This is a genomic window from Thiogranum longum (genome assembly GCF_004339085.1).
Classification (GTDB): Bacteria; Pseudomonadota; Gammaproteobacteria; order DSM-19610; family DSM-19610; genus Thiogranum; species Thiogranum longum.
The window spans coordinates 2,749,507-2,765,195 of record NZ_SMFX01000001.1; the positions used below are offsets into that span (position 1 = coordinate 2,749,507).

13 protein-coding genes and 1 pseudogene are annotated in these 15,689 nt (G+C 56.7%); 7 read left to right on the forward strand and 7 right to left on the reverse strand.

Going from position 1 to position 15,689, the window contains the following annotated elements; genetic code table 11:
- The first annotated feature begins 55 nt into the window (after positions 1-55).
- A complete protein-coding gene (locus DFR30_RS13385) occupies positions 56-2,092 on the forward strand; it encodes a bifunctional DedA family/phosphatase PAP2 family protein (RefSeq protein WP_132974063.1) in 2,037 nt (678 codons plus the stop codon).
- On the opposite strand, the gene DFR30_RS13390 is transcribed toward DFR30_RS13385, so the two are convergent.
- The 5 genes and pseudogenes from DFR30_RS13390 to DFR30_RS14610 form a co-directional block, all read right to left on the reverse strand.
- Entirely contained in the window at positions 2,082-2,672 is a 591-nt protein-coding gene (locus DFR30_RS13390) for an LON peptidase substrate-binding domain-containing protein (protein WP_132974065.1), read from the reverse strand. The two genes, DFR30_RS13385 and DFR30_RS13390, sit on opposite strands and share 11 nt — an antisense overlap.
- Positions 2,669-3,298 (reverse strand): flavin prenyltransferase UbiX, encoded by a 630-nt coding sequence (locus DFR30_RS13395; protein WP_132974067.1) that lies wholly within the window; start codon positions 3,296-3,298, stop codon positions 2,669-2,671. Before DFR30_RS13395 ends, DFR30_RS13390 begins: the two co-directional genes overlap by 4 nt.
- A complete protein-coding gene (mpl, locus tag DFR30_RS13400; protein ID WP_132974069.1) occupies positions 3,291-4,658 on the reverse strand; it encodes a UDP-N-acetylmuramate:L-alanyl-gamma-D-glutamyl-meso-diaminopimelate ligase in 1,368 nt (455 codons plus the stop codon). The genes DFR30_RS13395 and mpl overlap by 8 nt, the downstream gene beginning before the upstream one ends.
- A gap of 16 nt (positions 4,659-4,674) precedes the next feature.
- The gene (locus tag DFR30_RS13405; protein WP_132974071.1) at positions 4,675-5,208 is read right to left on the reverse strand and encodes a hypothetical protein; all 534 of its coding nucleotides are present in this window, start codon (positions 5,206-5,208) and stop codon (positions 4,675-4,677) included.
- A gap of 614 nt (positions 5,209-5,822) precedes the next feature.
- A pseudogene (locus DFR30_RS14610) lies at positions 5,823-6,470 on the reverse strand (adenylate kinase); the annotation flags it as partial.
- 432 nt (positions 6,471-6,902) lie between these two features.
- Here DFR30_RS14610 and DFR30_RS13415 point away from each other — a divergent pair.
- From DFR30_RS13415 to DFR30_RS13430, 4 genes are all read left to right on the forward strand, one after another.
- A complete protein-coding gene (locus tag DFR30_RS13415) occupies positions 6,903-8,180 on the forward strand; it encodes a 6-phosphofructokinase (protein WP_132974075.1) in 1,278 nt (425 codons plus the stop codon).
- 146 nt (positions 8,181-8,326) lie between these two features.
- Complete coding sequence (locus DFR30_RS13420) at positions 8,327-10,360, forward strand: sodium-translocating pyrophosphatase (RefSeq protein ID WP_132974077.1); 2,034 nt, start codon at positions 8,327-8,329, stop codon at positions 10,358-10,360.
- Positions 10,361-11,115: 755 nt separating this feature from the next.
- Positions 11,116-11,664, forward strand: coding sequence for an inorganic diphosphatase (gene ppa, locus DFR30_RS13425; protein ID WP_132974079.1), 549 nt, complete (start codon positions 11,116-11,118; stop codon positions 11,662-11,664).
- Between the two features lie 8 nt (positions 11,665-11,672).
- A complete protein-coding gene (locus DFR30_RS13430) occupies positions 11,673-12,215 on the forward strand; it encodes a metallophosphoesterase family protein (RefSeq protein WP_132974081.1) in 543 nt (180 codons plus the stop codon).
- 11 nt (positions 12,216-12,226) lie between these two features.
- On the opposite strand, the gene DFR30_RS13435 is transcribed toward DFR30_RS13430, so the two are convergent.
- Together DFR30_RS13435 and DFR30_RS13440 are read right to left on the reverse strand one after the other, a co-directional pair.
- Positions 12,227-12,667: a molybdenum cofactor biosynthesis protein MoaE gene (locus DFR30_RS13435; protein WP_132974083.1), complete on the reverse strand. Its 441-nt coding sequence runs from the start codon at positions 12,665-12,667 to the stop codon at positions 12,227-12,229.
- The gene (locus DFR30_RS13440) at positions 12,664-12,903 is read right to left on the reverse strand and encodes a MoaD/ThiS family protein (RefSeq protein WP_132974085.1); all 240 of its coding nucleotides are present in this window, start codon (positions 12,901-12,903) and stop codon (positions 12,664-12,666) included. The genes DFR30_RS13435 and DFR30_RS13440 overlap by 4 nt, the downstream gene beginning before the upstream one ends.
- Positions 12,904-13,042: 139 nt before the next feature.
- On the opposite strand from DFR30_RS13440, the gene moaC reads away from it, so the two are divergent.
- On the forward strand, positions 13,043-13,525 hold the full coding sequence (moaC, locus tag DFR30_RS13445; RefSeq protein ID WP_132974087.1) for a cyclic pyranopterin monophosphate synthase MoaC: 483 nt from the start codon (positions 13,043-13,045) through the stop codon (positions 13,523-13,525).
- Between the two features lie 47 nt (positions 13,526-13,572).
- Positions 13,573-15,687, forward strand: a complete 2,115-nt coding sequence (locus DFR30_RS13450; protein WP_132974089.1) for a GGDEF domain-containing response regulator — start codon at positions 13,573-13,575, stop codon at positions 15,685-15,687.
- Positions 15,688-15,689 lie beyond the last annotated feature (2 nt).

Genomic DNA, 15,689 nt, shown 5'->3' on the forward strand with positions numbered 1-15,689 from the left:
ACAACAAACTATCAGGCACAAGTCATTTAAACCGAAGGTCATGTAAACCGAAAACATGGAAAGCCTGTTTACCCAATTGCTTGAATGGATGCAGGCCCACCCCAACTGGGCGGGCTTTATCGTGCTGCTGGTTTCAGCACTGGAATCCCTGCTGGTGGTCGGCCTGTTTGTCCCCGGCACGGTGGTCATGTTCGGCATTGGAGCAATCATCGTGGCGGGCGGCATGCCGCTTTACCCGACCCTGGCCTGGGCTGCTGTCGGTGCAGTGCTCGGAGACGGTGCCAGCTATCTCATCGGCCGACACTATCATCAGCAATTACGGGTGATCTGGCCGTTCAGGAAATATCCGACCATGATCAGCCGTGGCGTGGATTTCTTCCACCGCCATGGCGGCAAGAGCGTTGTGCTGGCACGCTTCGTCGGTCCGGTGCGCCCCCTGCTGCCCGCCGTTGCCGGTATGCTCGACATGCCGCCGTCGCGCTTCTTTGCAGTAAACATCCTGTCAGCCATCCTGTGGGCCCCGGCCTATATTCTGCCCGGCATGCTGTTTGGTGCTTCACTGGGCGTGGCGGCGGAGATTGCCGGCCGGCTGGCACTGTTACTCATCATCCTGCTCGCATTACTGTGGTTCTCGTGGTGGCTGGTGAGGCGCATTGCACGCAGTTTTCAGCCGCATGCCGAAAGTGTACAGACGCGCATCCTGACCTGGTCTCGCCAGCACCCCATGATCGAACCCCTGACAGCTGCGCTGCTCGACCCGGAACACCCGGAAGCACGCGGCATGTCAGTGCTCACCGGCCTGTTACTTGTCGCCAGCTGGGCGTTGTTCGTAATACCGCGCCACATTACCAGTGGCAGCCTGCTGTCCAACGTTGACCTGTACCTGTTCAATGCATTGCAGTCTCTACGCAGTCCCCTGGGGGACCGCCTGATGGTGATGGTCACTGAACTGGGAGACGCCGAGGTACTGTACGGGTTTACCCTGCTGTTGAGTCTGTGGCTGGTATGGCGTCGCGACTGGCGCATGGCATTGCACTGGGCCATTACTGTGGCAGCCGTCAGCCTGCTCACCTGGGCACTGAAACTGCACACGGCAGTTGAACGTCCACCCCTGCTCGACACTTCACTTCTGAGCTACGCTTTCCCGAGCGGGCACGCCGGTCTGTCAGTCGCCGTATTCGGTTTTCTGGCGGTTGCCATAGCCCGTGAACTGCGCAGCAACTGGCACTGGGTCCCTTACTCGATCACTGTTTTTCTTGTCGTTTCCATCGGCTTCTCGCGCCTCTACCTGGGCGCGCACTGGTTGTCCGATGTACTGGCGGGCTGGAGCCTGGGGCTGGTGTGGGTTGCAACCATGGGTATCGCCTACCGCCACCACCCGGCACCCGCGATATCGACACGCACCATTGCCCCTGTTGCATTACTGGTCCTGTTTGCCGTCGCCAGTTTTCACAGCGCCCGGTCACTGCAAAAAGATCTGGCCTTCTACCAGCCGTCACAACCTGAAGCCATTGCATTATCGCGCAGTGACTGGCTGGCCGACGGCTGGCAGGCACTGCCTGCGTTCCGCGATGACCTGGAAGGCCGCCACCATCATCCGCTGACCGTGCAATGGATGGGTAGCCTGGAACAACTGCGTACTGCACTGGAAACACAGGGCTGGCAGACACCACGTAATACCGGTGTTGTTCGCCTGGTAGATCTCTTTAATACCGAGGTCGTTATTGATGACATGCCGATTTTGCCGCAGCTGCACCGTGGACAGCCACAGCGCCTGTTGCTGACCCGACAGCTGCCCGGTAAAGCCCGCATTCTTACCCTGCGCCTGTGGGAAAGCGGATATTACGACCCGCAAGACAACACAACGCTGTGGACAGGCAGTGCCTCCCTGTTGCGACTTGAGGACCGTTTCTGGCTGTTACGTTTTCTGCGCACCGACACGGACTTCAATACACCACTGCAACAACTCGATGCAGACCTGGGTGAATTTGAGGTACGCAAGGTGCAGCGACATATCGACAAGGCCGACATCGCCGATATAGATTGGGACGGAACGGTGCTGCTGGTCAGCCCGGGGCAACTCAGCGAGTAATATCTTCCGCCAGCAAGTCATGGTAGAGAATTTCCAGTCGCTCCAGCGCGGAGTCTGTTTCCAGTAACCGCTGCTTGTCACTGAGGGCAAAGGGCAATAACTCCGCCAGACGACCGGCGACCCAGCCCGCGCTGTCAAATTCCGGCGTCATTTCCGAAACCGGGGATTCAGCCTGATGTAACAGGCGACCGAGCAGGTCCGCCAGGGGTTTTCGTTCATCGGGTAGTGGTGCATCCTGCTCTTCCAGCCAGCTGACGCGGGCGCGTTGCAACTGGTTACGCTCGACCCGGGATTCCTCAATACGAAAGCGCCGCTCTCCCTGTACGATTACCCGCAACAGGTCATCCTCACCGCGATCAAAATCAGTGACCACGGCCAGCGTCCCGACCGTGTGGCAACGCGCCGCCTTGCCGACCTCGGCGCCGGAGCGGATAGCGCATATTCCGAAGCCGCTCTGTGTGCGCATACAGTCACTGATCATGTCCAGGTAACGTGCTTCGAAAATACGCAGTGGCAGCAGACCGCCGGGGAACAACACAGTATTGAGCGGAAACAGCGATATTTCGCCCGTATTTTTCACCCTGCATCACCCGGGCTTTCCTCCCCCCAGCGCGGCGACAGGTCGTTATCGATACCGATCTGGTCGAGGACACGCGACACCACAAAGTTCACCAGGTCATCGATGCACGTCACGCCCTGGTAGAAACCGGGACTGGGCGGCATGATCACTACGCCGAGCCTTGCCAGCTTGAGCATGTTCTCCAGGTGTATGGCAGAGAACGGCATTTCGCGTGGCACCAGCACCAGTTTGCGGCCCTCCTTGATCGCTACGTCAGCGGCGCGTTCGATCAGGTTGCCGCTGGTGCCAGCGGCAATCGAGGCCAGTGTGCCGGTAGTGCACGGACACACCACCATGGCTTTCGGGGCACTGGAACCACTGGCCAGTGGCGCCGTCCATTCTTCACGCCCGAAGACACGCAACAATGCCTCGTCAACGGCGTAATGTTCCGCCAGGTAACGGCGGATCCCCGCACAACGACCGGGAAGCTTCAACGCCGTTTCCATACCGATCACAATCTGTCCCGGTGCAGACAACATCAGGTCGACGCGGTGACCGCCCTTCAGCATGACTTCGAGCAGGCGCAATGCGTAGGGCATACCGGATGCACCGGTCAGTGCCAGGGCGTAGGGTTTTTCTTCAGACATAAGCCTCTCCCAGGGCGGCCAGCAGTTTCTCGTGGATGCCACCAAAACCACCATTGCTCATGACCACCAGGCGGTCTCCGGGCTGCGCAGCGGCAACCACTGATTCCACCAGCCTGTCTACGCTACCGGCCACTTCAACCGGTGCCATAACATGTGTCGACACCTCGTCAATATTCCAGCCAAGGTCATCCGGTTCAAACAGCCACACAGCATCGGCACCCGACAGAGACTGCGCCAGTGACTCACGGTGTATGCCCATACGCATGGTATTGGATCGCGGCTCGAACACGGCCAGCAAACGCCCGTTACCATGTTGCCGTAAGCCCTGCAGTGTTGTTGCAATGGCCGTGGGGTGATGGGCAAAGTCATCATAGACCGTGATGCCGCCCACTTCACCACGCACTTCCAGCCGCCGCTTCACCCCGGCAAACCCGGCCAGTGCCTCGATAGCCTGTACGACCGGTACACCGGCATGTCGGGCAGCCGCAATGGCGGACAATGCATTGTGCACATTGTGTTCACCCAGTTGTGACCAGTTGACCTCACCCTGCGACTTGCCGTCCAGCAGCACACCGAAATGGCTACCATCCGCCGCCAGCAAGTTTGCCTGCCAGCGGGCCGGGAAATCACCCACCGAGACGGTTTCTTCCGGAGTCCAGCTTCCCATTTCCAGTACTTCGGCAAGATTGGCGTCGTTGGCGTTTACCACCAGTAAGCCGCTAGCAGGCACGATACGGACCAGGTGGTGGAACTGGCGCTGGATTGCTGCAAGGTCCGGAAAGATATCCGCATGATCAAATTCGAGGTTGTTCAGTATCACCGTGCGCGGCCGGTAGTGTACGAACTTGGAACGCTTGTCGAAGAATGCCGTATCGTATTCGTCGGCCTCGACCACAAAGAAAGGGGATTCGCCCAGCCTGGCCGAGACCCCGAAATTACCCGGCACACCGCCAATCAGGAAACCCGGCTGTAATCCGGCATATTCCAGTATCCAGGCCAGCATACTCGCCGTACTGGTTTTGCCGTGGGTACCGGCCACGGCCAGCACCCAGCGATCCTGCAGCAGGTGGTCTTCCAGCCACTGCGGACCCGAGGTATACCGCAGGCCACGATCCAGCATGGCTTCCACCGCCGGGTTACCGCGGCTCATGGCGTTACCCACCACCACCTGGTCCGGTGGCGGGTCAAGGTGTTCGGGCGAATAGCCCTCCTTCAGCACAATGCCCTGCTCGCGCAGCTGGTCACTCATGGGCGGATAGACATTGGCATCCGAGCCTTCCACCTCGAAACCGGCCTGCCTGGCGAGAATCGCCAGCCCACCCATGAATGTACCGCAAATACCCAGTATATGTAGTTTCATCGGATTCCCTGCTCGCTCAGCCCTGCGTCTGCGGAAACAGGGTTTCAATCAAACCAATCCCCAGCACGGTATGCAACCCGGCCAGCAACAGCCCGCTACCGTATCGCACTGTCAGTGCATGACGGAAAATATGCGCCTGAACACTGACACTCCAGACCAGCAACATAAGCCAGCCAAGTACCAGGTTTGTCATGGGTTCATCGTTACGGTGTGCACTGGCCGCCAGCTGTACCAGCGGCAGCGCCAGTAACCCGAGTATCATCCCGGTCCCGGCCAGCGAAGTCAGTGTCTGCACAAAACGCTGCGTGTACCCGGTGACACGCAGCACCACCCAGGCAAACACCACCATCAGCAATGTATCGACCAGCGTCATGCCAAGGGCAATCATCAGGCTGGAGCTTGCGCTGGCCTGTATCAGATCAATCAGCAAATAACCTGTCAGCGCCTGGATCAGCGCAGCATAAGAAACCGGGTCATCCTGTGGTGTCCGTCTCAGCAGGCACTGCTGTAACCATGACCAGAGGCTGTCACGTATCTCGCTACTCTTCATTTTCTACAACCACAATCTTGACAGGCCCATCCTGCGATGCACTGCGTTCTTGCTATTGGTGCTCCACCAGGGCAGCACGGGATCCGCTTCACGAGTCATGGATTCCGGCCTTCGCCGGAATGACGGAAGCCGGATAATTGTACTCAGCGTCGCTTGCGAACAGCTTTCTTCTTTGCTGCAGTTTTCTTCTTTGCTGTGGCTTTCTTCTTTACCGCCGTTTTCTTTTTTGCCACAGCTTTCTTTTTTACTGCTGTTTTTTTCTTGCTGACCAGCTTCTTCGTGACAGTCTTCTTGCTGGCAACTGCTTTCTTCTTCGCTGTGGCTTTCTTTTTTGCAGGCACCTTTCTGGCGACAGCCTTTTTATTGCCGACCTTCTTTTTCACTAGCGCTTTTTTTGCCACGGCTTTCTTTTTTACCGCTGTTTTTTTCTTGCTCGCCGTCTTCTTCGCAACAGCTTTCTTGCTGGCGACCGGCTTCTTCTCAGGCGGGGCCTTCTTTGCCCGTGCCTTGCCCTCTTCAAGCACCGGTGCAGCATCACCCTCACGCTGTTCCAGCAGCTTGCGCGCCACAGCACGACGTATGGCTGCGGAACGGTCACGGCTTGGAAATGTCTTCCTCGCCTCCTCCGCAACTTTCAGCACCGCCTGAAATACATCATCCGGCTCACCTGTCCCCTGCACCTGCCGCAGAATTTCCTGTTCACGGTAATACTCCACCACCGGCAGGGTCTGCAGCTCATAGATTCTCAGGCGATTGCCAATGGTTTCTTCATTGTCATCCGAACGGCGTCGCAAACGGCCGCCGCATTCGTCGCAACGGCCATCCATTTTCGGCGGAGCATAGAAAATGTTGTAACTGGCGCCGCAGGACACACAGGTACGTCGCCCGAACAGGCGCTGCATGATGGTATCGACATCGACATCGATCAGCAGTGCCAGGTCAATGGGCTGGCTCAGCTGCCCAAGCAACTCATCCAGCTGCTCGGCCTGCGCCAGATTTCGCGGAAAACCATCCAGAATGAAGCCCTTGCGGGCATCGCTGCGGGAAAGTCGCTCGCGAATGACGCCCAGCACGATTTCGTCGGAAACCAGCTGACCGGCGTCCATTACGACTTTCGCCGCCTTGCCAAGCGGCGTTCCGGCCGCCACGGCCTCCCTCAGAAGGTCGCCGGTAGAGATTTCCGGAATCTTGTAATGCTTTGCCAATCGATGTCCCTGCGTGCCCTTTCCGCACCCGGGCGCTCCCAATAGCACAATCCTCATAGTCCTCTCACACTCGCTGTGTCATTGATTTTTATTGCATTTATCAGCCAACCCATGGTTTTCGGGAAGCGCTGGCAAATAAAAGTTTTTTCATAGGGACATACAATAGTTTTCTTAGCTGAAACACCGTCCAGTGATTAAGCTACCGCCCCTACAAGCCCCAAGTCAAACAAAGCACCTGAATTTCATTGCTTTTTGCTCTATGATTGGGCGCCTTTTCGAAGCTCGCAGGGATTAAACAGCACCAGAATGAACCGGGTTCCCGACTTCACAGACAATGAATTGTGGATTATCAGGTCCACCTTACAGGAGCGTTATGGCGGAACGCCAGAGCTCCGGCCGGCCGAAACCGAACGGCATCCTGGCCGCTCCCGTACCGGGCTGACAGCCTCACAGCCGAATTTTACAAAACTGCTTCAGGAGTATTGATACATGGCACGATCCACAGAAAAGAAAAACGCATTTTATGCGCAGTCAGGCGGCGTAACCGCTGTCATCAACGCCAGTGCCTGCGGCGTGATCGAAACCGCACGCAAACACAAGGACAAGATCGGCAAAGTGTATGCCGGACGTAACGGCATCATCGGCGCGCTGACCGAAGACCTCATCGACACCAGCAAGGAATCCGCACGCGCTATTGCCGCGCTGCGTCACACACCTTCCGGTGCCTTCGGTTCCTGCCGCTACAAGATGAAGAGCCTTGAAGCCAACAAGCGCGAATACGATCGGCTGATCGAGGTCTTCGCTGCACACAACATCGGTTACTTTTTCTATAACGGTGGCGGTGACTCCGCTGACACTTGCCTGAAAGTCTCGCAGCTGTCCAAGGCAACCGGTTATCCCATCCAGGCGATACACGTACCCAAGACCGTCGACAACGATCTGCCGATCACCGATAACTGCCCCGGCTTCGGCTCTGTCGCCAAGTACATTGCCGTATCCACTCGCGAAGCCAGTTTTGACGTTGCATCCATGTGCGCAACGTCAACCAAGATCTTCGTGCTGGAAGTCATGGGGCGCCACGCCGGCTGGATCGCTGCCGCCGGCGGTATGGCCGCCACCGAGAACGTCGACCTGCCTATCGTCATCCTGTTCCCGGAAGTAAAATTCAGCCAGGGCAAATTCCTGAAACTGGTAAAAGAAAAGGTCAAGCAGTACGGCTACTGCTCGATTGTCGTATCCGAAGGCGTACAGGACCGTTCCGGCAACTTCCTTGCCGACCAGGGCCTCAAGGATGCCTTTGGTCATGCACAGCTGGGTGGTGTGGCACCGGTTATCGCTGGTCTGATCCGCGACAAGCTTGGCTACAAATATCACTGGGCGGTTGCGGATTACCTGCAACGCTCCGCACGCCACATTGCCTCGAAGTCCGACGTGGAGCAGGCCTACGCCATGGGCAAGGCGGCCGTGGAGATGGCACTGCAGGGCAAGAACTCGGTGATGCCGACTATCAAACGCACATCCAGCAAGCCCTACCGCTGGAAGATCGGCGAGGCCAAGCTGTCGCGTGTCGCCAACGTCGAGAAGATGATGCCCAAGGGCTTTATCAGCAGGGACGGCTTCGGCATTACCAAAAAGTGTCGCGAGTACCTGGAACCGTTGATTGCGGGTGAAGACTACCCGCCTTATGGCAAGGACGGCATGCCGAAATACGTTCAACTCAAGAACGCGCCGGCAAGAAAAAAACTTGCCGACTTCAAGGTCAAGTAAAAACGGCTAGACAAGGGGTGCTGAAACGCACCCCTTTTTTTGTGGTGACGGGATGACGCTGGAAAAAGCACGGCAAGAAACAAATACAGTCTCCCCCGTAAAGTACCGCGTATCGCACCGTAGAAACTGTTGTTGGAGGAACTAACATGTCCGCTGAACTGATTTTTGTACTGGCCTGTGCGGCCGCTGCCATCCTGTATGGCATTGTGTCTACACAATGGATACTGGCCAAGCCGGCCGGTAATGAACGCATGCAGGAAATTGCCGCAGCCATTCAGGCAGGCGCAAAGGCCTACCTGAACCGGCAATACACCACCATCGGTATGGCGGGTGTCGCGCTGCTGGTGCTGATCGGCATTTTTATTGACTGGATAACCGCAGGCGGTTTCGCCATTGGCGCCATCTTCTCCGGACTGACAGGCTACATCGGCATGAACGTGTCGGTCCGTGCCAATGTGCGTACCGCCGAAGCCGCCAACGACGGTCTCAACGCTGCCATGCAGATTGCCTTCCGCGGTGGCGCCATTACCGGCATGCTGGTGGTTGGGCTCGGGCTGCTGGGTGTTGCCGGATTTTATACAGCACTACTGGTCAGCGGCGTTGAAGACCCCATCCACCCACTGATCGGGCTGGCCTTCGGTGGTTCGCTGATTTCCATTTTCGCCCGTCTTGGTGGCGGTATCTTCACCAAGGGCGCGGATGTCGGCGCGGATATCGTCGGCAAGGTGGAAGCCGGTATCCCCGAAGATGACCCGCGCAACCCGGCGGTCATTGCCGACAACGTCGGTGACAATGTCGGTGACTGTGCCGGCATGGCAGCCGACCTGTTCGAAACCTACGCAGTAACCGTAGTGGCTACCATGCTGCTGGGCGGCCTGTTATTGAAGGACATGGGTTCGGCTGCAGCAACCTATCCACTGGTGCTCGGTGGTGTGTCGATTATTGCTTCTATTATCGGCACCTTCTTCGTCAAGGCACGCGACGGTGGCAAGATCATGAATGCCCTGTATCGGGGCCTGATCGTGGCCGGTGTGCTGGCGGCAGGCGCCTTCTACTTCGTCACTCAGCAGGTTATGGGTGACTCGGTCATGCTGGATGGTGTCAGTGTCGATAGTATGAACCTGTTCTATTGCGGACTGATCGGACTGGCGCTGACGGCCGCCATGGTGGTAATCACCGAGTACTACACGGCCACGGAATTCTCCCCGGTTCGCCACATCGCCGAAGCCTCCACCACTGGCGACGGCACCAACGTGATTGCCGGCCTGGGCGTTTCCATGAAATCCACCGCTGCCCCGGTTCTCGCCGTTTGCGCGTCTATCTGGGGTGCTTACGAACTGGCCGGCCTGTACGGGATTGCCATTGCTGCAACCTCCATGCTGTCCATGACCGGCATCATTGTGGCGCTGGACGCCTATGGTCCTATCACTGACAACGCTGGCGGTATTGCCGAGATGGCCGAACTGGATGAGAAAATCCGCAACATTACCGACCCGCTGGATGCTGTCGGTAATACCACCAAGGCCGTAACCAAGGGCTACGCCATCGGTTCCGCAGGTCTTGCAGCCCTGGTGTTGTTTGCCGATTACACCCACGCGCTGGCGGGACAGGGTAACGGCGAAGCACTGAACTTCTCGCTGGACAACCACATGGTCATCATCGGCCTGTTCATTGGCGGCCTGGTACCCTACCTGTTCGGCGCTATGGCAATGGAAGCCGTGGGCCGTGCTGCCGGTGGCATCGTCAACGAAGTACGTCGCCAGTTCCGCGAAATGCCGGGCATCATGGACTACACCCAGAAGCCGGATTACTCCAGGGCAGTGGACATGCTCACCAAGTCGGCCATCAAGGAAATGGTGATTCCGTCACTATTGCCTGTACTGGTACCGGTAGTGGTTGGCCTGACACTGGGCAAGGAAGCGCTGGGCGGCCTGTTAATCGGCACCATCGTCACCGGTCTGTTTGTGGCGATTTCCATGACCACCGGTGGTGGCGCCTGGGACAATGCCAAAAAGTATATCGAGGACGGCAACTTCGGCGGCAAGGGCTCCGATGCTCATAAAGCTGCGGTAACCGGTGATACGGTGGGTGACCCGTACAAGGACACGGCGGGACCTGCGATCAATCCGTTGATCAAGATCATCAATATTGTTGCATTGATGATTGTGCCGCTGCTGTAGTTTTAACGGGTGTGACGCCCCCGGCTCTTCCAGGGCCGGGGGCGTTTTTGTTTCTGGTGGTTTTTATCGTCAGTGAGGCGGCCAAGAAGGTTCAGGCTGCGATTTGCCCGCTGCGCGGGTTCCCTGCGCTTCTCGACATTTTGCGCGCTCGCTAAACTCGCGGTACGCGCTGTGCGCGAACCGCTCAGACAACGCTCGCTTGATCGCAAAACGTCTGCGATGCTCGGCTGCATCGATGCCTGAACCTTCTTGGCCGCCTCGCTGACTGGATCTGTGCGAATTTCACGCTCACCGAATAGCAAAAGCCTGTACCGAACTTGAAGAGCATTTGATTAATTCATATACCGTCATTCTGGCGTATGCCAGAATCCATTGGTTTCAATGAGATGGATACCGGCATTCGCCGGAATGACGTAGGTAGCTATCAACAGCATGTGCCGGCCACACGGAATCTGCCACACACTGACTGGTTCGGGGCGGCGGGGGTGTACCCGGTGAGTCGGTGCAGCCGAGCATCGCAGCGAAACGCGGAAGAAGAGAGCCCTGTTTGAGCGGTTCGCGCACGGCGCGTACCGCGAGTTTGGGCAAACGCCGCGTTTTGCGAGAAGCACAGGGAACCTGCGTAGCGGGCAAACCGTCGAAACGGGTACACCCCCGCCGCCCCGAACCACACCACCTGAATAATTAAATCAGGCTTTCCTAATACAGATCCGCTATAATCACTGGCCTTTTTATGCTCTTGATGGGAGACTCCCATGAATCTTGATCGCGTCAGCTCCGGTACGGATCTGCCCAATGACATTAACGTCATTATCGAAATCCCGGCCCACGCCGATCCGGTGAAATATGAAGTCGATAAAGAAACCGGCGCCATGTTCGTCGATCGCTTCATGAACACCGCCATGCACTATCCGTGCAATTACGGCTACGTTCCCCACACGCTATCACCTGATGGCGACCCGGTTGATGTGCTTGTGCTCACGCCTGTGCCCCTGATCAGCGGTTCCGTGGTACGCTGCCGACCGGTCGGGGTGCTGAAAATGACCGATGAATCCGGGGACGATGCCAAGGTACTGGCCGTGCCAATCGACAAGCTGTGCAAGGAATACCGCCGGGTTCAGGACTTCCGTGACCTGCCGCCGAGCATTCTTGAGCAGGTAGCGCATTTCTTCGAACACTATAAGGACCTGGATGAAGGCAAGTGGGTTCGTGTTGACGGCTGGGCCGGTATCGACGAAGCTCGCAAGGAAATTCTCGACAGTGTCGAATTGTTCAAGAAAGCTCCCGAAAAACCCCATTTCTGAGTATCGCCATGAAGGTTTGCATCGTATCCGACAGTCACGACCATCGCTTGCTGCTGGCAGCCGCCGTTAGCGCGGCCAAAAACGCCGGTGCCGAGGCCGTGCTGCACTGTGGCGACGTGGTCGCACCTAGCACACTGGGCGTGCTGAAACCCTTCGGGTTGCCGATACACGTCATCCACGGCAATAACAGTGGTGACTTGTACATGATGGCGCGCATCGCCAGCCAGCCGGGCAATCTGATCACTTTTTACGGGCAGGATGCCGGCATCGAACTGGGCGGGCGCAAGATTTTTATGGTGCACTATCCGCATTATGCACGCGCCATGGCAACCACCGGTGACTGGGACCTGGTGTGCTGCGGACACGATCACGAAATACGGATAGAAACCGTAGCCAACATAAAAGGCGGCGAAACCCATATGGTCAACCCCGGCACAGTTGGCGGTGTTGCCGCACCGGCGACCTGGGTGATGGGCGACCTGGATACGATGACGTTCACGGCTCACGATGTAGAGATCGACACCACTGCGGATACACAGGCGGCTTCCTGATACCTGCCCGCCTAGCCCGGTGTATTGTGTTCGACCCAGCGACTGCCTTCTTTCAGTTGTTCTTTCTTCCAGAACGGCGCATGTGATTTAAGCGCTTCCATCAGCCAGCGACTGGCATCAAACGCTGCCTTGCGGTGTGCGGACCAGACGGCAACCAGCACAATCGGATCGGCTGGCCGCAACTCCCCGACACGATGCACGATCAGGGTATCGACCAGCTGCCAACGGTCAGCCGCTTCGGCACTGATTTTTTCCAGGTAACGCTCGGTCATACCGGGATAGTGTTCAAGGAACATGCCTTCGACCGCGTCACCTTCGTTGAAATCGCGCAGGGTGCCGACAAATACTGCGGTCGCACCAAAGTCTGCCGCACCACCTTTTAACCCGCCAATCTGCAAGGTTTGAATCTGCTGCCAGGGGTCGAATGGCTGGTCGGTTATGACAACGTTCACGAAGCGCCCCCGGTCACTGGCGGGAAAAAAGCGATTTCATCGCCATCGGCAACAGCAGACTCATAATCAACGTATTCCATATTCTGTGCGGCTAACACGTTGTCAGGCAAGGGTTCTTCCGGCAACACAAGACTCCACACCTCGCTTACCGTAATATTTCCGGGCACCGAAACTGTCATCACATCCATGCCATAACGCTCACGCAAACCGGCAAACAACCTGACTGTAATCTGCACTTTAATTCCATCCTGCGTTGCGGCATGCTCAGCGGCCACCTATAGTGACAGGTAACCACACGAAAAGATTCCGGGAAATCTACCGATACAAGTTTACCACGGACAACGTGGGCAGATGTGGAATGGCGAACAGGCAGGTATGGGCAAACTTACTCACTTCAATGCAGCCGGTGAAGCGCACATGGTCGATGTCGGCGACAAGGCTGTATCGAGTCGCTGCGCTACTGCCGATGGCTGGATCGCCATGCTTCCCGCTACGCTGCAGCACATCCGTCATGGCGATAACAGGAAAGGCGATGTTCTTGGCGTGGCGCGCATCGCCGGCATCATGGCCGCCAAGAAAACCGCCGACCTGATACCACTGTGTCACCCACTCGCCTTGACACGCGTAGAGCTGGAATTTGAAACCCGTGACGAACCGGCCTCGGTTTACTGCCGCGCCACGGTGGAAACACGCGGGCAGACAGGCGTTGAAATGGAGGCACTGACCGCCGTACAGATTGCCTTGTTAACGGTTTACGATATGTGCAAGGCCGTTGATCGCGGCATGATTTTGCACGAGGTGCGTCTACTGGAGAAGCAGGGCGGAAAATCAGGTCATTGGCAACGCACTGAACTCTGACAACCCGTGCGTCGTATAAATATAAAAATGCAGCAAATGGAAGCGATATGACAGCACCAATAAGGATGTTACTTGTCGAAGACAACGACGATGATGCCCAGCTATTACTGGTCAGACTCAGGCGTGCCGGGTATACGCCAGACTACATACGCGTCGATAATGCCGACTCACTGAAACAGGCACTGCAGGATCACGACTGGCAAATTGTCGTATCGGATTATGCCATGCCGGGTTTTAGTGGCCTTGAGGCATTGCGCATCCTGCGTGAACATAACAGAAATACCCCGTTCATCCTGGTGTCCGGCACTGTTGGTGAGGAAATCGCCGTTGAAGCCATGCGCTTAGGCGCAAATGACTACATCATGAAAGACAATCTTACACGGCTGGTGCCCGCTATCGACCGTGAATTGCGCGATGTCCGTGACAGGTCTGACCGCAAGCGCGCCGAGGAAGCACTGTACCAGGAGCGTGAACGCGCACTGGTTACCCTGCACTCCATTGGCGATGGCGTCATTACCACCGATGCAGACGGGCGTGTCGACTACATGAACCCGGTTGCAGAACGCGTCACTGGCTGGAGCAGCAACGAAGCCCAGGGCCACCCGCTTATGGAAGTGCTGCCACTGACCAACGAAGCCACACGTATCTCAATAGAAAGTCCCGCCTCCATCAGCTTGCGCACCAGGCAGGTCGTCAGCCTCAGCGAACAATGTCTGCTGGTCAATCGTGATGGGCAGGAATTTCATATCGAAGATTCTGCCGCCCCGATTTTCGACCGGGATAACCGTGTCATCGGCGTGGTACTGGTATTCCACGACGTGACTCGCGAACGACGTATGGCACGGCAGATGACCTGGGAGGCGACCCATGACAGCCTGACCGGACTGGTCAACCGACGTGAATTTGCCGAACGACTGAACAACCTGCTCGCATCGAGTGAACAGGAGCACGCCCTGCTGTACCTCGATCTTGACCAGTTCAAGGTAATCAACGACACCTGCGGTCATGATGCCGGCGATGAACTGCTGAGGCAGCTCAGTCGCCTGTTGCTGCAGAATGTACCCACCAACTCCTCGCTGGCGAGGCTGGGCGGTGACGAATTCGGGGTGCTGCTTGAAAATGTCTCCATGGAGCAGGCAAGGGAAGTTGCCAACCAATTGCTGACAACCTTCAGTCATTTCACCTACCAGTGGGAAGAACGACGGTTTGATATCGGGGTCAGTATCGGCATGGTGCCCATCCAGCGTGATACCCGCAATGCCTCACTGATACTCAGCGCGGCTGATGTGGCCTGCTACGTTGCCAAGGAGTCCGGCAGAAACCGCATTCACGTCTATGAAGAAAGCGACATCGACCTTGGTCAACGACACAACGAAATGCACTGGGTATCCCGTATCACCGAGGCACTGGAGGAAGACCGCTTCGTACTTTACCGGCAGGAAATCACCTCGCTGGATGAAATGGAAACAACACCGCACTACGAATTACTGGTACGCATGCGTTCCGTGGACGGCACCATTATCCCACCCGGCAATTTTATCCCTGCTGCAGAACGCTACAACCTGATGAATAGCCTTGACCGGTGGGTCATCGACAAGGCTTTCCAGCAGCTGAAATTATTTCAGCAGCAAGGTGACGAGGGCATTTACTCGATTAACCTGTCCGGAAATTCACTCAACGACGAAAACTTTTCCGAATACATCGTACAGAAGATCCGTGAATACCGGATTCGTACCGAACTTCTGTGTTTCGAGGTGACGGAAACGGCCGCAGTCTTCAACCTGGCCAGGGCCAGCCACATTATCAAGACCCTGAAAAAACTTGGCTGCAGGTTCTCTCTCGACGATTTTGGCAGTGGACTCAGTTCTTTCGGTTACCTGAAAAACCTGCCGGTGGACTTTCTTAAAATTGATGGCAGCTTTGTGAAAGATATGGATACCAACCCGATGAATCGTGCAATCGTCGAGGCAATACACCAGGTCGGACATGCGCTGAGCATTCGCACCATTGCCGAATTTGTCGAGAACGAGGCTATTGTGAGGCAGCTACGAGACATCGGGGTGGACTATGCACAGGGTTACTATTTCAGTCGGCCAGAACCGCTGGTCGATGACAACAACGTTGTCCCGATCGGGAAAAGCTCTTTATCTTCAAATAATTAACT